This window comes from Yoonia sp., from assembly GCF_965660735.1.
Lineage (GTDB): Bacteria > Pseudomonadota > Alphaproteobacteria > Rhodobacterales > Rhodobacteraceae > Yoonia.
Genome location: NZ_CBFIBD010000002.1, coordinates 134,506 through 155,859 on the forward strand (window position 1 = coordinate 134,506; position 21,354 = coordinate 155,859).

General features: G+C 61.0%; 19 protein-coding genes. 17 read left to right on the plus strand and 2 right to left on the minus strand.

The features are described 5' to 3' along the window. The first annotated feature begins 34 nt into the window (after positions 1–34). The 4 genes from ACTG4B_RS01975 to ACTG4B_RS01990 are packed head-to-tail and all read left to right on the plus strand — an operon-like array spanning position 35 to position 3,703. The gene (locus ACTG4B_RS01975) at positions 35–943 is read left to right on the plus strand and encodes a lysostaphin resistance A-like protein (protein WP_439153995.1); all 909 of its coding nucleotides are present in this window, start codon (positions 35–37) and stop codon (positions 941–943) included. Positions 944–999: 56 nt separating this feature from the next. Next, positions 1,000–1,932 carry an acetyl-CoA carboxylase, carboxyltransferase subunit beta gene (accD, locus tag ACTG4B_RS01980; RefSeq protein WP_439153996.1) on the plus strand — a complete coding sequence of 311 codons (933 nt, stop codon included), beginning with the start codon at positions 1,000–1,002 and terminating at the stop codon, positions 1,930–1,932. Positions 1,933–1,961: 29 nt separating this feature from the next. Continuing rightward, positions 1,962–3,203 carry a bifunctional folylpolyglutamate synthase/dihydrofolate synthase gene (locus ACTG4B_RS01985; RefSeq protein ID WP_439154086.1) on the plus strand — a complete coding sequence of 414 codons (1,242 nt, stop codon included), beginning with the start codon at positions 1,962–1,964 and terminating at the stop codon, positions 3,201–3,203. Continuing rightward, entirely contained in the window at positions 3,200–3,703 is a 504-nt protein-coding gene (locus tag ACTG4B_RS01990) for a hypothetical protein (protein ID WP_439153997.1), read from the plus strand. Before ACTG4B_RS01985 ends, ACTG4B_RS01990 begins: the two co-directional genes overlap by 4 nt. Positions 3,704–3,750: 47 nt before the next feature. Here the strand turns inward: ACTG4B_RS01990 and ACTG4B_RS01995 are convergent, their stop codons facing one another. Then, positions 3,751–4,791, minus strand: a complete 1,041-nt coding sequence (locus tag ACTG4B_RS01995; protein ID WP_439153998.1) for a trans-3-hydroxy-L-proline dehydratase — start codon at positions 4,789–4,791, stop codon at positions 3,751–3,753. Positions 4,792–5,198: 407 nt separating this feature from the next. Between ACTG4B_RS01995 and ACTG4B_RS02000 the strand changes: the two genes are divergently transcribed. The 7 genes from ACTG4B_RS02000 to ACTG4B_RS02030 all read left to right on the plus strand — a co-directional run bounded on the left by ACTG4B_RS02000 (position 5,199) and on the right by ACTG4B_RS02030 (position 12,718). Beyond that, on the plus strand, positions 5,199–7,223 hold the full coding sequence (locus tag ACTG4B_RS02000; protein ID WP_439153999.1) for an FAD-dependent oxidoreductase: 2,025 nt from the start codon (positions 5,199–5,201) through the stop codon (positions 7,221–7,223). Between the two features lie 207 nt (positions 7,224–7,430). After that, positions 7,431–8,336, plus strand: coding sequence for a LysR family transcriptional regulator (locus tag ACTG4B_RS02005; RefSeq protein ID WP_439154000.1), 906 nt, complete (start codon positions 7,431–7,433; stop codon positions 8,334–8,336). A 271-nt stretch (positions 8,337–8,607) separates the two neighbouring features. Next, on the plus strand, positions 8,608–9,342 hold the full coding sequence (locus tag ACTG4B_RS02010) for a 5-oxoprolinase subunit B family protein (RefSeq protein ID WP_439154001.1): 735 nt from the start codon (positions 8,608–8,610) through the stop codon (positions 9,340–9,342). Then, positions 9,339–10,361: a biotin-dependent carboxyltransferase family protein gene (locus ACTG4B_RS02015; protein WP_439154002.1), complete on the plus strand. Its 1,023-nt coding sequence runs from the start codon at positions 9,339–9,341 to the stop codon at positions 10,359–10,361. The genes ACTG4B_RS02010 and ACTG4B_RS02015 overlap by 4 nt, the downstream gene beginning before the upstream one ends. 1 nt (position 10,362) lies before the next feature. Beyond that, complete coding sequence (locus ACTG4B_RS02020) at positions 10,363–11,121, plus strand: LamB/YcsF family protein (RefSeq protein ID WP_439154003.1); 759 nt, start codon at positions 10,363–10,365, stop codon at positions 11,119–11,121. A gap of 9 nt (positions 11,122–11,130) precedes the next feature. Next, positions 11,131–11,799 (plus strand): cupin domain-containing protein, encoded by a 669-nt coding sequence (locus tag ACTG4B_RS02025; protein WP_439154004.1) that lies wholly within the window; start codon positions 11,131–11,133, stop codon positions 11,797–11,799. A 94-nt stretch (positions 11,800–11,893) separates the two neighbouring features. Next, positions 11,894–12,718 carry a bifunctional allantoicase/(S)-ureidoglycine aminohydrolase gene (locus tag ACTG4B_RS02030; protein WP_439154005.1) on the plus strand — a complete coding sequence of 275 codons (825 nt, stop codon included), beginning with the start codon at positions 11,894–11,896 and terminating at the stop codon, positions 12,716–12,718. Between the two features lie 29 nt (positions 12,719–12,747). Here ACTG4B_RS02030 and ACTG4B_RS02035 read toward each other — a convergent pair whose 3' ends face one another. Beyond that, entirely contained in the window at positions 12,748–14,325 is a 1,578-nt protein-coding gene (locus ACTG4B_RS02035) for a gamma-glutamyltransferase family protein (protein WP_439154006.1), read from the minus strand. 142 nt (positions 14,326–14,467) lie between these two features. Here ACTG4B_RS02035 and ACTG4B_RS02040 point away from each other — a divergent pair, with 142 nt between their 5' ends. From ACTG4B_RS02040 to ACTG4B_RS02065, 6 genes are all read left to right on the plus strand, one after another. Further along, positions 14,468–15,628 carry an acetyl-CoA C-acyltransferase gene (locus ACTG4B_RS02040; protein WP_439154007.1) on the plus strand — a complete coding sequence of 387 codons (1,161 nt, stop codon included), beginning with the start codon at positions 14,468–14,470 and terminating at the stop codon, positions 15,626–15,628. Between the two features lie 90 nt (positions 15,629–15,718). Further along, the gene (locus tag ACTG4B_RS02045; protein ID WP_439154008.1) at positions 15,719–16,174 is read left to right on the plus strand and encodes a GAF domain-containing protein; all 456 of its coding nucleotides are present in this window, start codon (positions 15,719–15,721) and stop codon (positions 16,172–16,174) included. 112 nt (positions 16,175–16,286) lie between these two features. Continuing rightward, the gene (locus ACTG4B_RS02050; protein ID WP_439154009.1) at positions 16,287–16,856 is read left to right on the plus strand and encodes a helix-turn-helix domain-containing protein; all 570 of its coding nucleotides are present in this window, start codon (positions 16,287–16,289) and stop codon (positions 16,854–16,856) included. Positions 16,857–16,869: 13 nt separating this feature from the next. Then, positions 16,870–19,335, plus strand: a complete 2,466-nt coding sequence (locus ACTG4B_RS02055; RefSeq protein WP_439154010.1) for a GcvT family protein — start codon at positions 16,870–16,872, stop codon at positions 19,333–19,335. Then, positions 19,332–20,213, plus strand: a complete 882-nt coding sequence (locus ACTG4B_RS02060) for a homocysteine S-methyltransferase family protein (protein ID WP_439154011.1) — start codon at positions 19,332–19,334, stop codon at positions 20,211–20,213. Before ACTG4B_RS02055 ends, ACTG4B_RS02060 begins: the two co-directional genes overlap by 4 nt. Further along, on the plus strand, positions 20,213–21,354 hold a 1,142-nt coding region (locus ACTG4B_RS02065), incomplete at its 3' end, for an NAD(P)/FAD-dependent oxidoreductase (protein ID WP_439154012.1). The genes ACTG4B_RS02060 and ACTG4B_RS02065, both read left to right, overlap by 1 nt.

The following is a 21,354-nucleotide window of genomic DNA, read 5'->3' on the forward strand; positions in this document are numbered from 1 at the left end:
TGCACGCGCCGATCCGCGCGGCATAGGGTCCGGAATGGCCCATGACCCATACAGCGCCCACGCCGATTTCATCCGGCCTGCCGGACATCACACCGAAATGTGGCGGGTGCTGGTCATGGTCGCCGGGTTTGAACTGGCCTTCTGGTTCGCGCCGGTGCTGGTGGGCTTCGTGTTGCCCGAACCGCTGCGCACCGACTATTTTGAGGGTGTCAGTGCATTTGCCACGCTGATGCAATTTGCCACCTTCGGGATCACCGCGCTGATATTCATCCGTCTGCTGCGGCGGGTGCATCACCGTGGTTTCCTGTCGCTGATCGGCCAAACGGACAAGGCCGCAAAAGATCTGGTGCGCACAACGGTTTCGGTGGGCCTGATTCTGTTGCTGCTGGAACTATTGCCACCCTGGATCGCCCTGTCCGAAGTGGCCGAAATCCGTAGCGTTGTGCGCTGGGTCGCCTTTCTGCCGCTTGCATTGGTGGTTCTGGTCATTCAGGTCACGGCCGAGGAGATATATTTCCGCGGCTACCTGCAACAACAACTGGCGGTCAGGTCATCATCACCCGTCTTGTGGATGGGACTGCCGTCACTGATTTTCGGGCTGTCACACTACTTCAACGGGATCGGTCCGGCAGATTCACTACTTTACGTGGCTTGGGCAACAGCGCTGGGGCTGGCCTGCGCAGACCTGACAGCACGCACCGGCACGCTGGGGGCGGCCATTGGGCTGCATCTGGCGAATAATGCCTTTGCCCTGCTGATAGTCGGCATAGAAGGCTGGCCGTCAAGCGGGCTCGCGCTGTTTGTCTACACGGCATTTGACCCGTCCGAGTTTGATTATAGCTTGCGGGCGCTGGCGACACCGGGCGGCGCTCTGGAGCTACTGTCCACCATTGGTGTGGTGTTTGTATTATGGCTTGCCGCACGTGTGGCGATCAGGCGCTGATTGCATTTCGCAGCGCAGCGGCATATCTCAATGACGTCACCGTCAGAAGGCACCCCATGAACTGGATCACAAATTACGTCCGCCCCACCATCAATTCGCTGTTTTCGCGCCGCGAGGTGCCCGACAACCTGTGGACCAAATGCACCGAATGCGGGACCATGCTGTTTCATCGCGAATTGGCAGACAACCTGAACGTCTGCACCAACTGCGATCACCATATGCCAATCAAGGCGCGGGACCGGCTGACGTCTATCTTTGACGGCGGCCTTTTCAAGGAGGTGGCGGTGCCTGAACCCGTCGCCGACCCGCTGCATTTTCGCGATCAGAAGAAATACACCGACCGGATCAAGGAAGCCCGCAAGAAGACCGGCGAAAAAGACGCGATGGTCGTCGCCGAAGGCCAGATCGGGCGCACGCCCGTCGTCGTCGCCGTGCAGGACTTTTCGTTCATGGGCGGGTCAATGTCGATGTATGTGGGCAATGCCATCGTGGCTGCCGCTGAACGCGCCATCGCCATGAAACGCCCGCTGATCCTGTTTTCGGCCGCCGGTGGCGCGCGCATGCAGGAAGGTATCCTGGGGCTGATGCAGATGCCGCGCACGACAATCGCGGTGCAGATGCTGAAAGAGGCCGGGTTGCCCTATATCGTGGTGCTGACCCACCCGACCACCGGCGGCGTCACCGCGTCCTACGCCATGCTGGGCGATGTGCAGATCGCAGAACCCAATGCGCTGATCGGCTTTGCCGGGGCGCGGGTCATCGAACAGACCATCGGTGAAAAGCTGCCCGAAGGGTTCCAGCGCGCTGAATATCTGCTGGATCACGGGATGCTGGACCGCGTGACGCGGCGCACCGATCTTAAGGAAGAACTGGTCACGATCGTGCGGATGCTGATGAAACTGGACCCGCCGGTCAAAGGTGACCTGCCCGCCCCCGAAATCAGATCAGAGGCAACCGAGGATATCGAAGCTGCGGAAAAATCCAAGTGACAGGGGGGTCTGACGTTATCCTTGACCGGATGATGGCCCTGCACCCCAAAGTGATCGACCTGACGCTGGATCGGGTCTGGCGGTTGCTGACGGCCGCAGGCAACCCGCAAGAACGCCTGCCCCCCGTCATCCATATCGCCGGCACCAACGGAAAGGGATCAACACAGGCGATGATCCGTGCCGGACTGGAACAGACGGGTGACAAGGTGCATGCCTATACGTCACCGCATCTGGCACGGTTTCACGAACGGATCAGACTTGCCGGCGACCTGATCACCGAGGACGCGCTGACGCAGGTGCTTGACCGCTGCTATGCCGCCAATGGCACCGAAAACATTACCTATTTCGAGATCACGACCGTCGCCGCCCTGATGGCGTTCGCCGAAACCCCGGCAGATTATACCTTGCTGGAGGTCGGGCTTGGCGGACGGCTGGATGCGACCAATGTGATCAGTGCGCCGGTCGCCACGGTGATTACCCCTGTTGACCTTGATCATCAGTCGTTCCTTGGTGACACCCTGGCGGCCATTGCGGGCGAAAAGGCCGGGATCATCAAGCGCGCAATCCCCTGCGTGGTCGGCCCGCAACATGAAGCAGCACTGGATGTGATCGAAAACGTGGCGCAGCGCCTTGGCGCACCGCTGCTGGTCCATGGGCAGCACTGGCATGTCGGCGTGGAACGCGACCGTCTGATCTATCAGGATGAAAACGGGCTGCTCGACCTGCCGCTGCCCGCCCTGCGTGGCCCGCATCAGATCACCAACGCCGGGATCGCCATCGCCACCCTGCGCTTGCTTGGCAAGGACGAGGCCGCCTGCGAGGCCGCCGTGACCAACTCATATTGGCCCGCACGGATGGAACGTTTGGCAACCGGTGCGCTGGTCGATCTTGCGGCGCCCGCCGAACTCTGGCTGGATGGCGGGCACAACCCCGCCGCCGGTCAGGCGCTGGCCGCGACGCTGCAACAACAGGTGCCAAAGCCGACCCACCTGATCTGCGGGATGCTGAACACCAAGGACATTGCGGGCTATCTGGCACCACTGGCGCAGGTCGCCCAAAGCCTGACCGCCCTGTCGATCCCCGGCGAGGCAAACACAATCCCCGCCGCCGAGACCGCAGCCATAGCGCGCAAGGTCGGGATGCAGGCAACCACCGCCGACAGCGTTCAGGACGCGATCCGCGATATCACCGCCACCGCCCCGCACGCCCGCATCCTGATCTGCGGATCGCTATATCTTGCGGGGCATGTCCTGCGGGAAAACGGCGGGTGATCCGTGCGCTGCTGATCGGGGCCGCCTTGGCCAGCCCCGCGCAGGCGGCGGAATTCTGGTTCTGCTGGACTGGGGCAAACGACTACACGATGCTGGGCCAGATGCGCCTGCCCGACGCTGCGATGAACCAACCATTGGTGACCGCAGGCGACGTCACCGATTTCCGCATCGCGGGCTATCGTGACGGGGTGCTATTGGGCAAATGGGACATCGCCACCCGCGATCCCGGCGACACATGGGTGCTGAATTTCGATCCTTCAACCTACAGCTTCCTGCCCGGCGACGCGCCCGGATATGGCTACACCCAAGGCTGGAACGCCGACGGCACCGCCGAAGACTGCGGCGCGGGCGAGTTCGGGTTCAATTCCGGCAACTATGCGCAGGATTTCTGCCTGGACGGCACATGGATCGAAGAAAGCGGCGTGCCCCCTGAAACCGCGTTTCTGGTCAGCCCAACCCCTGTGGATCCACTCTGCCGGATCATCACGCCGCTCAGTTAGGTGGCGGGTCCGAGCGGGCGCTCAATGCCTGCCTGACGATGATGCCATCAGGATGCTGACCCATAAGAGGGCCATGTATCGGACAGTCGATACCCTTCGGGCCATGGATCATCTGGATCCAGCATGTGCTGGTGTGTCCCGGTAATCCATGCGCGGCCGGTAATCTCTGGGATAATTGCAGGTGTGTTGCCAACCAAGGTCGTATCAGAAATTCGCCCGCGGAATTCCGAGCCGATGATTGATCGTGCTGTAAATGTGTCACCCACCTGCATTTGACCGGTTGCATGCAGGATCGCCATCCGCGCAGAGGCCGCAGTCCCTGTTGGTGAACGATCAATCTTTCCGGGCTGTATTGAAACCGCAGCTTTTGCGCTCAGGTGGTTGCCCTGAAGTTCCAAAGGCCCTGCAAACAGACAAAACGAAAAATGATCCCATTCGGCATTTTCCGGATGATGAAAGCGCAATTGTTCATTTGCAGCGTTGGTAATGCGCACACCAAGTTCTGCAAGATGCCCCGCCTCGGGTGCATCAAGCCCAAAGCCCAGCGCCTGCGCATCGACGACCACAAAACTATCCCCGCCATAGGCTGTATCAACCATCACTTCGCCAATGCCCGGAACATGAAGCATCGCACCCAACTCTCCTGCAAACGAGGGCAGGTTTTGAACTGTAATGCTCTGCGCCTTGCCGTTCCGACAGTCAGCACGAATCCTGATCAGTCCACCCGGGGCTTCGAGAACCATTTCGGTCACTGGCGCGACCATTGGAATTATCCCGCTATCCAGCAACACCGTCGCAACACAGATAGAGTTTGAGCCCGACATCGGTGGTGTGTCTTCCGGTTCCATGATGATCCACCCCATCTGTGCATCCGGGTGCTTGGGCGGGACGAGCAGGTTCACGTGGCGAAAGACCCCGCCCCTTGGTTCGTTCAAAACAAAATTACGCAGAGTCTGGTCTTTGGCGATCCAGTTGCGCTGTTCCCACAAGGTTTCACCGGGGGGTGGCGCCACCCCCCCGACAATGACATCTCCGACTTCGCCTTCGGCGTGGCATGACACAACGTGAATTGTCTTTGTACTTCGCATTGTTAACCCTACTCACCTGTTGCCGCTGAAGATGGCCGAGCATCGCATTCAAGGCAACGGTGACTGTATCGGGCTATGCACCCAAAGGCATAAAGAGCACCGTAAAGCCCCCGCAATCCCTGCGTGAACCTGCCACAGCTCGCTTGCCGACATGTTGATTCGCGAATCAGGGGATTGACTGCGAATCATCTGATCGCATAGGGTTTTGGTCAACGCGAAGCGTCACCGAAAAAAGGCGCAACCGGGCAGTCTTGGCAGGGCAAGTAGGCAGGCGGTTTCGCCTGTCTTCTTGTTTTCAAATGACGGTCGCATTTCCCGAAACATCCAAGCCAACCCGTTACGCCACGTTGGGGGTGACGCAGGGCACGGTTTTGGCCATGCTTTCGAGGCAATATGGGAGGCGCGCAATGACCCGATATCCACATCTTCTGGCCCCGCTTGATCTGGGCTTCACCACGCTGAAAAACCGTGTGCTGATGGGGTCGATGCATACCGGGCTTGAGGAAACGAAGGACTGGAACCGCGTTGCTGAATTCTACGCCGCGCGCGCGCGCGGCGGTGTCGCATTGATGGTCACGGGCGGGATGGCCCCCAATCCCGAAGGTGGCGTTTTCCCCGGTGCTGCGGGGCTGTATACCGACCATGACATCGCCCACCACCGGATCGTGACAGACAGGGTGCATGATGCAGGCGGCAAGATCGCAATGCAGATCCTGCATGCCGGGCGCTATGCCTACGGCCCCAACTGCGTGGCGCCTTCGGCAATCAAATCCCCCATTTCCCCTTTTCCGCCAAAAGAGCTGGACGAAGACGGTATCGAAAAGCAGATCAGCGATATGGTCACCGCAGCGATCCGCGCCCGCGAGGCCGGCTATGATGGCGTCGAGGTCATGGGATCAGAGGGTTATTTCCTGAACCAGTTCCTTGTCACCCACACCAACAAACGCACTGATCGCTGGGGCGGATCATACGAAAACCGCATGCGCCTGCCCGTCGCGGCCGTCCGGCGCGTGCGCGAAGCTGTCGGCCCTGATTTCATCGTGATTTACCGGCTGTCGATGATTGATCTGGTGCCGAACGGGTCCACCTGGGAAGAAGTCGTGCAACTGGCCCGCGCGATCGAGGCGGCGGGTGCCACGATCCTGAACACCGGCATCGGCTGGCACGAGGCGCGGATTCCCACCATCGCCACATCGGTCCCACGCCGCGCCTTTGCCTGGGTGACGCAAAAACTGATGGGCGCGGTCACGATCCCGATTATCACATCGAACCGCATCAACACGCCCGCCGTGGCCGAATCCGTATTGGCCGAAGGTTGTGCCGACATGGTCAGCATGGCGCGCCCTTTCCTTGCCGACCCCGATTTCGTCGCCAAGGCGCAGGCGGGCAAGGCGGCGGAAATAGCGCCCTGCATCGCTTGCAATCAGGCCTGTCTGGACCACACATTCAGCGGCAAGCTATCGACCTGTCTGGTGAACCCGCGCGCCTGTCATGAAACGGAACTGACCATCGCGCCTGCTGAAACCGCAAGGAACGTCGCCGTGGTCGGCGCGGGGCCTGCGGGCCTGTCCGCAGCGCTGACCGCCGCCGAACGTGGGCATGCCGTCACGATATTTGACAAATCGGATGAACTGGGCGGCCAGTTGAACATGGCCAAGCAGATCCCCGGCAAGGAAGAATTCTGGGGGCTGGTGGACTACTACAAGACCATGGTCGCCAAGGCCGGGATTGCACTGCGCCTTGGGGCAACGGCCACGCCGGACACGCTGGCAGATTTTGACGACATCATCATTGCCACCGGTGTCGCCCCCCGCGACCCGGACATTCCCGGACAGGACGGGCCAAATGTGCTGTCATATATCGACGTGCTGCGCGGCAAGGCGAGGGTCGGCAAGACCGTCGCGATTGTGGGGGCCGGCGGTATAGGGTTTGATGTCGCCGAATATCTGGTGACAGATGACAGCCCGACCGAAAACCTGGATGAATGGCTGCGGGAATGGGGCGTGGGTGATCCCGAACAGATGCGCGGCGGCCTGCGCAAGGAAGGCCCGCAACCCGACGCGCCAGTGCGCAGCGTCATGTTGCTGCAACGCAAATCCGAAAAGCTGGGCAGGCGGCTGGGCAAGACGACAGGCTGGATTCACCGTGCCGGTTTGCAGATGAAGAACGTGCAGATGATCGGCGGCGTGAACTATGAAAAGATCGATAGCGCGGGATTGCACATCACCAAAGGAGAGGCCCGCGAAAGCCCCAGTGTAATTGCGGCAGATACAATCGTGCTGTGCGCGGGGCAGGTGCCCGAACGGTCACTGGCGGATGCGCTTATTGCCGCAGGACGACGCGTGCATGTCATCGGCGGCGCAGATGTCGCCGCCGAACTCGACGCCAAACGCGCGATTGATCAGGGCACACGACTGGCTGCCATAATCTGAACGCGAACCGCACAACCGGGGCATTTCATCCTTTCCCGTCGCAATCGGGCACAAGAGCTTTGAAAACAAGGGCTGCCCGCCACAAGACCATGTTTCCTGACCGTGATCAAAGCATGGCGATACCTCGGTATTGTCAGGCGTTGGTCCTAATCATGCCTGATTTGGAACGCATGACCAATGGCAAGTGTTTGGTTTTGAGGGATACCAATGGATCGTCTGACGGAAATGGAGGCCTTTGCCACGGTCGTTGATCAGGGCGGGTTTACAGACGCAGCAAAGAAAATGGGGATCTCAAAATCCGCCGTTTCAAAACATGTCTCCTCACTCGAGGCGCGCCTCGGCGCACGTCTGTTGAACCGCACCACCCGCCGCGTCAGCCCGACCGAAATCGGTCTGGCCTATTACGACCGCGCCCGCCGCGTGCTGAACGACGCAGGCGAGGCAGACGCCCTTGTGACCTCGATGCAGTCCGCGCCGTCGGGCCTGTTGCGGATCAGTGTCGCAACCGATTTTGGCGTCAATCATCTGTCACCTGTGTTGGGCGAATTCCTGAGTGAATTTCCCGAGATCACCGTGAACATGGTTCTGAACAACCGCTATGTGGAACTGATTTCCGAAGGCTTCGATATGGCTGTGCGCATCGGTGAGTTGGAAGACAGCACCCTGCGCGCACGCAAACTGACCGAAACCACCAAGCGCATGATCGCAAGCCCCGGCTACTTTGCACAATATGGACGGCCCGAAAAAATCGACGACCTGAACGAGCATAAGCTGCTGCATTATTCAAACCAGTCCAATTCGGCCGTTTGGAAACTGACCGCCCCATCAGGGGAAAAACGGCAGGTGCGCACGGCAGGCTGGCTAACCGTCAACGACGGGCAATCCTTGCTGAACGCCTGCATCGGCGGGCTTGGCATCGCATACCTTCCAAGCTTTCTGTATGCTGACGCCATGCGGAACGGTCTGGTCGAAGAGGCCATTCCGGATCTGCCGCAAGAAACCCAAGGCATCTATGCCGTCTATCCGCCCGGCCGCTTTACGCAGCCAAAGGTGCGTGCCTTCATTGATTTTCTCGTAAATGCCTTTGCCGACAAGGGCCCCGATATCTGGTAATCAGCCAGGTCGGTGTCCTTTATCGTTTGCAAGGGGCCCGTCAACGCCCGCGACCGCACCCCACGACAAGGCGGGCCGACAGGTGATATACCGCGCGGCGGAACAGACGCCTAGGGTCGCCAACTGCTGCAAATCCGTCCTTGGCATTGCATCACAGGCAAGCGGAATGGCGTTATCGCAGACGACAGCCATCAAACCCGATTACCCCCAGCGCATTGACAAACACCCTGTCGCTTTCCACTAAGTAAGGGAACAAGACAGGACCAAACCCATGTCCGAACTTTTACCACCCCCTGACATTCGCCCGCTTGGCGTGGATGGGGTTCTTGTCCGATTTTCCCGCAGTTTGACCGAAGAGGCCAATCATCGGGCATTGGCCTTTCGCGATCAGCTTGCCAAGATGCACCTGCAAGGTGTCACCGAAGTTGCGTCATCGCTTGTGTCGGTGCGCATAGCCTTTGACCCTGCCGAAACGACACGTGATGCCGTGGCCGCCGCCGTGCACAGCGTGTGCAACGGTCTGGCCGATGCGGTTGCAACACCCAGACGCCGCTGGGATATCCCCGTGGCTTTCGGCCCCGACCATGGCCCCCAACTGGCCGAGGCGGCAGCCCTTGCCGGTCTCACCCCGGAACAGGCCATCGCGGAAATCGAAGCACAGACCCTGCGGGTCATCGCCGTAGGCTTTGCGCCCGGCCAGCCCTATCTGGGCATGTTGCCGGCACATTGGGACATTCCCCGCCAGGCATCGCTGACAGAAAAAATGCCGAACGGTGCCTTGGTGACGGCAGTGCGCCAGTTGATTGTCTTTGCAGCCGATGCGCCCACCGGATGGCGCCATATCGGGCAGACAGCCTTTCGGGTTTATCAGCCCGATGCAGAGCAGCCGTTCCCGCTTGTCCCCGGCGATGCGATCCGGTTTTGCCATGTCTCTGACAGCGAATTCGTCACGCTGCGCCAGAACAGGGATACCAACGGCGGCGCGCGCTGCACGGTGCTGACATGACAGGCGAATTGCACATCCATAGTGTCGGCCCTGCTGTGACTGTCCAGGACCAGGGTCGTCCGGGCTGGACGGCGCAAGGGTTGTCGCACGGCGGCGCCGCAGACCCGCTCGCCTTGCTGGAGGCCGCCGCACTGCTTGGGTCCGATCCGGCAAATGCCGTGATTGAAATGATGGGCATGGGTGGTGTGTTCGGCACGACGCAGAACACCCGCTTTGCCCTGACAGGCGCGCGGATGCAGGCCACGATTGACGGGGCACCAGTGCCCCACAATAGCAGCCAGCTGTTGCGCGCGGGTCAGAAACTGCGGATCGGCGGGGCGCAGCAGGGTGTGTTCGGCTACCTGGCCTTTGCCGGTGGGATCACGACAGCGCCCATCATGGGCAGCCGCGCCACCCATCTGACTGCCGGGATCGGGCGCGCCTTGCAGGATGGTGATGCCGTGCCGCTGGGTACTGACAAAGATTTGCTGGCCGGGCCCATGCGCCTGCCCGCCAGTCACCGTCTGGACGGGGGCACGATCCGTATCATGCCCGGACCGCAAACGGACATCTTTGACGCCGCAACGCTGGAACGTTTCACCGCGACGACATTCAAGCGCAGTCCGCGTGGCAACCGTCAGGGTGTGCGGCTTGACCATGACGGGGCGGGGTTTGGTGCGGCGGACCAGTTGAACATCGTGTCCGACCTTATCGTGCCCGGCGATATCCAGATGACCGGCGACGGGGTGCCCTATGTGCTGCTGGCCGAATGTCAGACCATTGGCGGCTATCCCCGCATCGGCACGGTGATTCCCGCCGATCTGCCGCGCGTAGCACAGGCCATGCCGGGTGCTGCGCTGCAATTCCAGATGCTGACGCTGTTGCAGGCCGATGCCACCGTGCAGACAGCCCGCACACAACTGGCCGCCCTGCGCAAGACCTGCCAGCCACTGGTGCGTGACCCGCATGACATTGCCGATCTGCTGGGATACCAACTGATCAGCGGGGTGACCCCCGGTGACGATCTTGAAAGGCCCTGACATGACGCGCACCGTTGATCTGAATTCGGACATGGGTGAAGCATTCGGCCCCTGGTCCATGGGCGATGATGCCGCCCTGCTTGATATCGTGACTTCGGCCAATATCGCCTGCGGTTTCCACGCGGGCGACCCCGATGTGATGGCAAGGACCATGCAAATCGCTGTTGCCAAGGGCGTTGGCATCGGCGCGCACCCCGGCTTTGCCGATCTCAAAGGCTTCGGGCGACGGCCCTTGCCGTTGCCGCATGACGAAATCGCCAATGACGTCGCCTATCAACTGGGTGCCGCACAAGCGATGGCGCGCCGCGCGGGCGGCCAAGTCCGGCACCTGAAACTGCACGGGGCGCTGGCGAACATGGCATCTGTCGATGCGGGGCTTGCGCGGGCCTGCTATACCGCCGCGCTGGATGTGGACCCTGACATCATCATCATGGTGCTGGCTGCCACCGCGATGGAAGACGTCGCGCGCGATCTGGGCTGCAATTGGGCCGGCGAAATTTTTGCCGACCGCGCCTACGAGGACGATGCGACACTGGTCAACCGGTCAAAACCCGGTGCCGTGCTGCACGATGCCGATGTGGCAGCGGCGCGGATACTGGCCATGCTGGACGCGGGCGCTATCATTGCCGAAAGCGGCAAGCATATCCCTTGCCGGATCGATACGATCTGCCTGCATGGCGACACCCCCGATGCGGTGGCCATGGCGCGCGGCATTCGTAAACACCTGACTGACGCGGGCATCACACTTGCCCCATTATGAGGTAAGACAATGGAACTGAATGCAGATTTCACGCAACGCGTATTAATCCACACCAACGACATCCCTTGGAAAGCCTCGCCCATGGCAGGGGTGGACCGGCGCATGCTGGACCGGATCGGGGATGAGGTGGCGCGCGCCACATCCATCGTGCGCTATGCGCCTGGCAGCCATTTTTCCGCCCATACGCATACGGGTGGCGAGGAATTCATCGTGCTGGAAGGAACATTTCAGGACGAACATGGCGACTATCCGGCAGGAACCTATGTGCGCAACCCGCCAACCACGTCGCACACGCCCGGGGCCGCCGATGGCTGCACGATTTTCGTGAAACTCTGGCAATTCGACCCCGACGACCGCAACCAGTTTCGCATGGACATGACCCGCGACCTGAAAACCGTGGCCGATGGTGTCGCGCTGAAGACCCTGCATCAAGACAGTCGCGAAACGGTGCATTATCTGGACTTGGCCCCCGGTGCGGTCTGGTCTGATCCGGCGGCGGGCGGGGCGGAACTGCTGGTGCTTGATGGCACGTTGCAGGAAAGCGGCGACACGTTGCGCCAAGGATCATGGCTGCGGGTGCCCGATGGCAAGGGGCTGTCCGTGACCGCGGGCGCGGAGGGCGCCAAATTCTGGATCAAGATCGGGCATCTGCCCTTTGCCGTGGCCCCCGCCGCCTGAACCTTCAAAGAAAACCGATGGGTCCTATCGGCGCAGCGCCCCTTTCGTGGCGGCGGCACCTGCGGTCTAATGCGATCAACCAAAGGATAAGATGATGTCGAAACCGCCATATTACGCGCCCACAGGCGGGTTGCCCCCGCAGACCCAACTGCTGACCGACCGGGCGATGTTTACCGACGCCTACGCGGTGATCCCCAAGGGCACGATGACCGACATCGTCACCAGCAACCTGCCGTTCTGGGACAAGACACGCGCCTGGGTGCTGGCCCGGCCCCTGTCAGGCTTTGCCGAAACCTTTAGCCAATACATCATGGAAGTGTCGCCCGGCGGCGGCAGCACCAGGCCGGAAACAGACCCGAAGGCACAAGGCGTGCTGTTCGTGGTCGATGGCACAATGACCCTGCGGATCGGCGCGGGAACACATGAACTGGCCATGGGCGGCTATGCTTATCTGCCGCCAGGTTGCGATTGGTCGCTGGCCAACAACAGCGATGCACCGGCACGCTTCCACTGGGTGCGCAAGGCTTATCAGCGCGTTGAAGGGATCGACCTGCCGGATGCCTTTGTCACCGATGAACATGCAGCGACAACCATCTCCATGCCCGGAACCGACGGCAAATGGGCCACGACCCGTTTCGTTGACCCCGGCGACATGCGCCACGACATGCACGTCAATATCGTCACCTTTCAGCCCGGCGCGGTGATCCCCTTTGCCGAAACGCACGTCATGGAACACGGGCTGTATGTGCTGCAGGGCAAGGCAGTCTACCGTCTGAATCAGGACTGGGTCGAGGTCGAGGCGGGCGATTTCATGTGGCTGCGCGCCTTTTGTCCGCAGGCCTGTTACGCAGGGGGACCGGGGCCGTTTCGTTACCTGCTTTACAAGGATGTGAACCGGCACATGACCCTGCGCGGCTGACATTTTGCCAGCACCGCAGAGCCGCGCTTTCAATAGCCCAGCGCGCACCCGTCCTTGCGCGGATCGCTACCGCCCTCCAGCACGCCACTGTCGTGGATCATGATCGCCTGCGCCCCGCCAATAGCTGTGTCTGGTGTGCGCACGTCATGGCCGCGCGCCGCCAGATCCACCTTGACCGCGTCGGAATAGCCGTTTTCCACATTCAATACATCACCATCTGCAAAACATCGCGGTGCGTCGATGGCATCCTGCGGGGACAGGCCGAAATCGGTCGTGTTGGTGACGAACCTGGCGTGGCCGGTGGATTGGTATTGCCCGCCCATCACACCAAACGGCATGTAGGCCTTGCCGTCTTTTTTCAGCAGCCCGGGGATGATCGTATGCATCGGGCGTTTACCGCCTTTCGCCTCGTTCGGGTGGCCTTCGGTCAGGGAAAATGCAGCGCCCCGGTTCTGGAAAAGGATGCCGAATTTGTCAGATGCAATGCCCGACCCAAAGGAATGGAAAACCGAATAGATCAACGAAACGGTCATACGATCACGGTCAACCACAGTGATATAGATGGTGTCCTTGTGCACCGCCTCGGCCCCCGGCACGGCGCCGGGCATCGCCTTGGCCGGATCAATCAGACCGGCCAGTTTCGCGGCGGTTTCCGGTGCCATCATGTAACCCGCCCGCGTGGTGTGATCGGGATCGGCCAGAAATCGGTTGCGCGCATCATAGGCCAGCTTGGTCGCCTCGGCCTCGATATGCGCGCGATCGGCGCCCCAGGGGTCCATTCCCGCGATGTCGAAATGCTTAAGGATATTCAGCAGCAGAATCGCCGTGGCCCCCTGCCCGTTTGGCGGATGCTCATAGAGATCCAGCCCGCCATAGCCCCCGCCGATCGGATCGGTATAGTCACAGGATGTCGCGGCGAAATCATCCAGCGTATGTGTGCCACCCGCCGCGTTCAGACTGGCAACCATATCTTCGGCGATCTCGCCTTCATAAAATGCATCGCGCCCATCAAGCGCGATGCGGCGCAACACCTCGGCCTGACCGGGGGCGGCAAATTTCTGCCCGGGCGCAGGGGCCGCACCGCCCATCAGAAACAGATCGCGCGCATGGCCCGACAGGTTGCCCACCGCCTGCGCCCAGTCAGACGCCACACGCGGCGCGACAGGCACGCCAGTTTCGGCATAATGGATTGCGGGGGCTAGTGCGGCCTTCATCCCAACCTTGCCCCAATCCTGCGACAGCCTGCAAAACGCATCAATTGCCCCCGGAACCGTGACCGCATCTGCGGAATAGGGCGCGATCGCAATTTGCCCTTTGTCACGCAAAATCGCCGCGTCCAGACCTGCGGGCGCACGGCCCGACCCGTTCAGCGCCACAACCCGATCTTCACCCGGCGGCGTCAGCAGCACAAAGCAATCGCCACCGATGCCTGTCATCTGCGGTTCGCAAATGCCCAGCAGGACCGCCCCGGCTATGGCCGCATCCATGGCGTTGCCGCCTGCCTCCAGCATCTGGACCGCGACCTTTGCCGCTAAGGGATGTGACGTGGCACAGATACCGTTGTCGGCAAAGACCGCCGACCGGCCAGGTTTATGAAAATCGCGCATGTTTGTCCCTCTTGTGTTCACTGCTGAAACTAAGGTGCCAAACGGCACGTGCAATGCCCATTTTTGATCTCGGGATCCTCCTGAATGAAGGCTTTTCCTTTCGGTATCGCAAGCGTACCCTTGCACCAAAAGGGAGATGTTCATGCACGACGTCGTCATCACAGGTGCTGCGCGCACACCAATGGGTGGATTTCAGGGGGTTTTTGGCGGTGTATCTGCCCCGACGCTGGGCGGTGCCGCGATCCGCGCCGCGATGGATGGTGCCGGTGTAACAACTGTAGACGAGGTGTTGATGGGCTGTGTGCTGCCCGCAGGTCAGGGCCAGGCCCCCGCACGCCAGGCCAGTTTTGCCGCTGGTCTGGGCAAAGACGTGCCTGCCACCACCCTGAACAAGATGTGTGGATCCGGCATGAAAACCGCAATGATGGCCTTTGACCAGATCGCATTGGGCGGCGCACAGGTGATGGTCGCCGGCGGCATGGAAAGCATGACGAACGCCCCTTATCTGATGCCAAAAATGCGATCCGGCGCACGGATCGGGCATCAGCAGGCCATTGACAGCATGTTTCTTGACGGTCTGGAAGACGCCTATGACAAGGGCCGCCTGATGGGCACATTCGCCGAAGATTGCGCCGAAAAGTATCAGTTTACCCGTGCCGATCAGGATGAATACGCTCTGGCGTCCCTGTCGAACGCGCTGGCCGCCGAAGCAAGCGGCGCTTTCGCCTCTGAAGTCACGCCCGTGACATTGCACAGCCGCAATGGACAGGTTGTTATCACAACCGACGAACAGCCCGCCAAGGCACGTCCGGAAAAAATCCCGACACTGAAACCCGCCTTTCGCCAGGATGGCACGGTCACCGCCGCGAACGCATCCAGCATCTCGGACGGTGCGGCCGCATTGGTGCTGGCCGCAGGCGAAAACGCCACGCACGTCCGTGCACGTATCCTTGGCCACGCCAGCCACGCGCAGGCGCCGGCATGGTTCACGACGGCCCCCATCCCCGCTGCGCAAAAACTGCTGGCGCGGGTCGGGTGGTCGGTGGATGACGTGGACCTTTGGGAAGTAAACGAAGCCTTTGCAGTCGTCCCTATGGCCTTCATGCGCGAAATGAATATCCCCCGCGACAGGATTAACGTGAACGGTGGTGCCTGCGCATTGGGCCATCCGATCGGCGCATCCGGCACACGGATCATCGTGACCCTGCTGAACGCGCTGGAAACGCGCGGTTTGAAACGTGGTATCGCTGCGATCTGCATCGGCGGCGGCGAAGGCACGGCCATCGCCATCGAACGGCCCTGATCGCTTCTTCCGAGTAGAAATATCCTCCGGGGGACGCCCCGCAGGGGCGGGGGGTGGAAAACCCCCTGCAACCATCGCAATAGGCACAACATGCGCGTTGATTATTCTACACTTGCAAAGACCATCGCGGCACTGACCGCAGGCGAAAACGATCCCGTCGCGCTGATGGCCACCGTCACCTGCGAGGTGCATCACAGCGACGACCGATTCAACTGGACGGGGTTTTACCGCGTGGTAAGGCCGGAACTGTTGAAAATCGGCCCCTATCAGGGCGGGCATGGGTGCCTTGTCATTCCTTTCGACAGGGGCGTCTGCGGTGCTGCTGCGCGCACCGGTCAGGTGCAACTTGTCGCCGATGTCGACGCCTTCCCGGGCCATATCGCCTGTGCGTCCTCCACCCGGTCGGAGCTGGTACTGCCAGTATGGAACCGCGCGGGCGATCTGATCGCCGTGTTCGACATCGATAGCGACCTTCCCGATGCCTTTGATCAGGCTGACGCAGAGGGTCTGGCGGCCGTGCTGGCGGACACTTTTGCAAAACTTTGATGCCTCCGGCGGAGGTATTTTTGAACAGAAGAAGGCACGTGAAATTTTGCTTTGAAATTTCACGAACGCATGCAACGGTGAAGATCAAAGGTCGTTTTTCACACGAGTCGTCATGCTGCATGATCTTCAGACAGAGGCGCGTACGCTGGGTGCCGATGTGCGCGCCCTGCGCAAGGCGCGCGCGCTGACCCTACAGGATCTGGCAGATACATTAGGTCGGTCTGTTGGCTGGCTCAGCCAGGTCGAGCGCGATATTTCCGAAGCTTCCCCTGATGATCTGCGCGATCTGGCGCGCGCGCTGGATGTGTCGGTGTCCAGCCTGATCCAACGCGATGCGACCCCGCGCGAACATGGCCGGATCGTGCGCGCGGGTGCCCGCCGCCCGATCGGATCACGCACGCCCGGGCTGGTCGAGGGTTTGTTGTCGCCCGATCTGACCGACGATTTCGAGGTGATACATTCCCGTTTCGCCTCCGGGGCCACGCTGGATGTGGCACTCACGCGCCCGACACAGGAAATCGGGTATATTGTGGCAGGCCGTTTCAACCTGTGGATCGGCGGCGATCTGTTCCAGCTGGGCCAGGGCGACAGTTTCCGCCTGCGTGGAGAGCCGTTTTGCTGGGCGAACCCTTACCCGGAAACCTGCGAGATCATCTGGGTGATTTCGCCCCCTGTTTACTAGAGAGGCGCCGGCCATGTCCGATTTCCCAAACTCTGCCCGTGTGGTCATCATTGGTGGCGGCGTTGTCGGTGTGTCCACCCTTTACCATCTGGCCAAAAAGGGCTGGACCGATTGCGTCTTGGTGGAAAAAAACGAACTGACTGCCGGGTCCACATGGCACGCCGCCGGCAACTGCCCGTCGTTCAGCACCTCCTGGGCGGTGATGAACATGCAGCGTTATTCGCTGGGTCTGTATAAAGGGCTGGCGGCCGAGGTGGATTACCCGATGAATTACCACGTCACCGGGTCAATCCGGCTGGCGCACAGCAGAGAACGGATGCAGGAATTCGCCCGCGCCAAGGGTATGGGCAATTACCAGGGACTGAACCTGTCGCTGATGACGCCTGACGCGGCAAAGGCGATGTATCCGTTTCTGGCAATCCACGATTTGGCCGGCGCGCTTTATGATCCCGACGATGGTGATATCGACCCCGCGCAATTGACACAGGCGCTGGCCAAAGGCGCGCGCCAGATGGGGGCGCATATTGAACGGTTTTGCCCGGCGACCGGCGTGACCCAGACGCCGGATGGCTGGATCGTCCACACCGACAAAGGCGATATCGCCTGTGAAAAGGTGGTGAATGCCGCTGGGTATTACGCACAGCGTGTCGGCGAATGGTTCAAGCCCTATGGCGGGCGCACGGTGCCGATGGTGATCATGTCGCACCAGTTTTTCCTGACCGAGGAAATCCCGGAACTGGCCGCATGGACCGCCGCCAATGGTCGCAAGGTGCCATTGCTGCGCGACGTGGACAGTTCCTATTACCTGCGGCAGGACAAGAACGGGCTGAACCTTGGCCCGTACGAACGCAACTGCAAGGCGCATTGGGTCACACCCGATGATCCGATGCCCGACGATTTCAGCTTTCAGCTTTACCCTGACGATCTGGAGCGGCTGGAATGGTATATGATGGATGCGATGGCGCGCGTCCCGATCCTTGGGACGGCCGGCGTGGGGCGTGTGATCAACGGGCCGATCCCCTATGCGCCCGATGGCCTGCCGCTGCTGGGGCCGATGCCGGGCGTCAGGAACGCGTTTGAGGCTTGCGTATTCACCTTTGGCATCACGCAAGGCGGTGGTGCGGGCAAGGTCGCGGCGGAATGGATCGTCGATGGCCGGCCTGAATGGGACATGTGGGCCTGCGACCCGCGCCGGTTTACCGATTACACCGATCAGGACTATTGCCACGCCAAGGCAGTGGAAACCTATGGCCATGAATATGCGATGCATTTCCCCTATCACACCTGGTCTGCAGGACGGGATAAAAAGCTGTCGCCGGTGCATGACAAGATCATCGAAATGGGCGGCGTCATGGGCGCCTATAACGGCTGGGAGCGGGCCAACTGGTTTGCCGAGGCTGGCGATGACACTTCCGAAGCGGCAACCCAGACCTGGGAACGCAACGGCCCGTGGCAGCCGCGCATCAAGGCCGAATGCGAAGCGGTGCGCGATGCGGCAGGTATCCTCGATCTGCCTGGCTTCTCTCGCTACCGGCTACAGGGTCCGGGGGCGGCTGATTTTCTGCGTGGGCTTTGCACCGGGGCCATCCCCAAGGTGGGGCGGATCGGGTTGGTTTACTTTGCCGATGACCGTGGCCGCATCGTGACGGAAATGTCAGCGATCCGGCTGGAAGATGATTTCTTTTTCCTGATTACCGCCGCCGCCGCCCAGTGGCATGATCTGGAATGGTTGCAAGCGCATATGCCCGCCGATGCCGGGTTTATCTTGGCCGATGCGACCCGCGATTTCACATGCCAAATTCTGACCGGCCCAAAATCCCGCGCCATTCTTGCCGCGTGTTCCGATGCAGATCTGACCAAGGGATGGCTGACCCACCAGTCAGCGAAGATCGCGGGGATATGGGCACAGCTGGTCCGGGTCAGTTTCGCCGGGGAAATGGGCTGGGAAATCCACACCAAGATCGCTGACACGCCAGCGGTGTTTGATGCCGTGATGCAGGCGGGTGCGCCGCACGGGCTGAAACCCTTTGGCATGTTCGCGCTGAACGCGCTGCGAATCGAAAAGGGGTATCGCGCGTGGAAAGGCGACCTGAGCACCGATTATTCCATGCTGGAAGGTGGGCTCGCGCGGTTCGTCAGTCTTGACAAGCCGCAGGATTTTCCCGGCAAGGCGGCGCTGCTGGCCGAACGGCACCGCGGTGTCGCCAAACGGTTCGTCACCCTGACGCTGGATGATCCCGGCCCCTGCGATGCGCCATACATGTCAACGATCTGGCACGATGGCGCAGTGGTCGGCGAAACCACATCGGGGGTGTGGGGATACCGCGTGAACAAATCCATCGCACTTGCCATGTTGCGCGCCGATCTTGCCGTGCCGGGCACAAAGGTCGCGGTTGAAATCTATGGTGATCGCTTTGTCGCCACCGTAGAAGCCGATCAACCCCTTTGGGATCCCATCAACGAAAGGCTGCGCACATGACCGAAATCACCCTGCTGGACGGCGGTATGGGGCAGGAACTGGTGCATCGCGCCGGAGATACGCCAACGCCGCTGTGGTCTACCCAGGTCATGATCGACCACCCCGGTCTGGTGACCGCCGTGCATGCCGATTACCGCGACGCGGGTGCGACGGTGCATACCACGAACACCTATGCCATCCACCATGACAGGCTGAAAGGCACGCCGCTGGCAGATGCATTCACCGCCCTGCATCTGGCCGCCGTGGCCGAGGCAAAGGCCGCCGTCACCGACCAGCGCATTGCCGGTGCAATCGGCCCATTGGTGGGCAGCTATCGCCCCGGTGACCACCCTGATCACGCGACCGCCGTGGCGAAATATACCGAGATCGCGCAATTACTCGCCCCGCATGTTGATCTGATCATTTGCGAAACCATCGCATCCGTGGCCCATGCCCGCGCCGTGCTGGAAGGCGCAAAAACTGCGGGTAAACCTGTCTGGCTTGCAATGACGGTGGATGACAGCGACGGCACGCGTCTGCGATCGGGTGAACCCCTGGCCGATGTGCTGGCCGTGGCGGATGGGGCCGCCGCCCTGCTGGTGAATTGCTCGGCCCCCGAGGCGATCACCACGGCGCTGGATATCCTTGCGCAGCATGATCTGCCTTTTGGGGGCTATGCCAACGGGTTCACCCGGATCAGCGGCGATTTTCTGAAAGACAAATCAACTGTCGACAGCCTGACCGCCCGCACGGACCTTGGCCCCGACGCCTATGCCGCCATCGCGATGGGATGGATAGCGCAGGGTGCCACAATCGTTGGCGGCTGTTGCGAGGTCGGGCCAGCCCATATCGCAAGATTGGCGCGCGCAATCCGCGATGCCGGACACAAGGTGGTTTGATGTTACCTGAACGCGCACGTGTGGTGATTGTCGGTGGTGGGGTGGTCGGCAGTTCCGTCGCCTATCACCTGACGCAACTGGGCTGGCAGGACGTTGTTTTGCTAGAACGCAAACAACTGACATCCGGCACCACGTGGCATGCCGCCGGACTGATCGCCCAGCTACGCGCCACGGCGAACATGACAAAGCTCGCCAAATATTCACAGGAACTCTATGGCAGGTTGGAGGCCGAAACTGGCGTCGCCACCGGGTTTCGGCGCTGCGGGTCCATCACTGTCGCCCTGACCAACGCGCGGCGAGAGGAGATTTACCGCTCTGCCGCGATGGCCCGCGCCTTTGGCGTCGAAGTTGAAGAGATTTCGCCGGATGAGGTAAAAGCCCGCTATGAACACTTGAACATCAAAGGTGTGACCGGCGGTGTCTATCTGCCGCTGGACGGGCAAGGCGACCCGTCCAATATCGCGCTGGCGCTGGCCAAAGGTGCGCGGCAGCGCGGGGCGGTCGTGGCCGAACAGACGGCAGTAACAGCGATCAACCGCACCGGGCGGCGCGTGACCTCGGTGGAATGGCACAGCGGCACCGAACAAGGCAGTATCGCCTGTGACATGATCGTGAATTGCGCAGGCATGTGGGGGCATCAGGTGGGCCGCATGGCCGGTGTCAACGTGCCGCTGCACGCCTGCGAGCATTTCTACATGGTGACCGAACCGATCGCGGGCCTGACGCATCTGCCGGTGCTGCGCGTACCGGATGAATGCGCATACTACAAGGAAGACGCGGGCAAGATCCTGCTGGGCGCGTTTGAACCCAATGCCAAACCGTGGGGGATGAATGGCATCCCTGCTGATTTCGAGTTCGATCAACTGCCCGACGATTTCGACCATTTCGAGCCAATCCTTGAAGCCGCGTGCAACAGGATGCCAATGCTGGCAGATGCGGGCATACAGACATTTTTCAATGGTCCCGAAAGTTTCACCCCCGATGACGCCTACCATCTGGGTCTCGCCCCCGAGATGGATAACGTCTGGGTTGCGGCTGGCTTCAACTCTATCGGGATACAGTCGGCAGGCGGCGCGGGCATGGCGCTGTCGCAGTGGATGGATGCGGGGGAAAAGCCGTTTGATCTGGGCGATGTGGATAT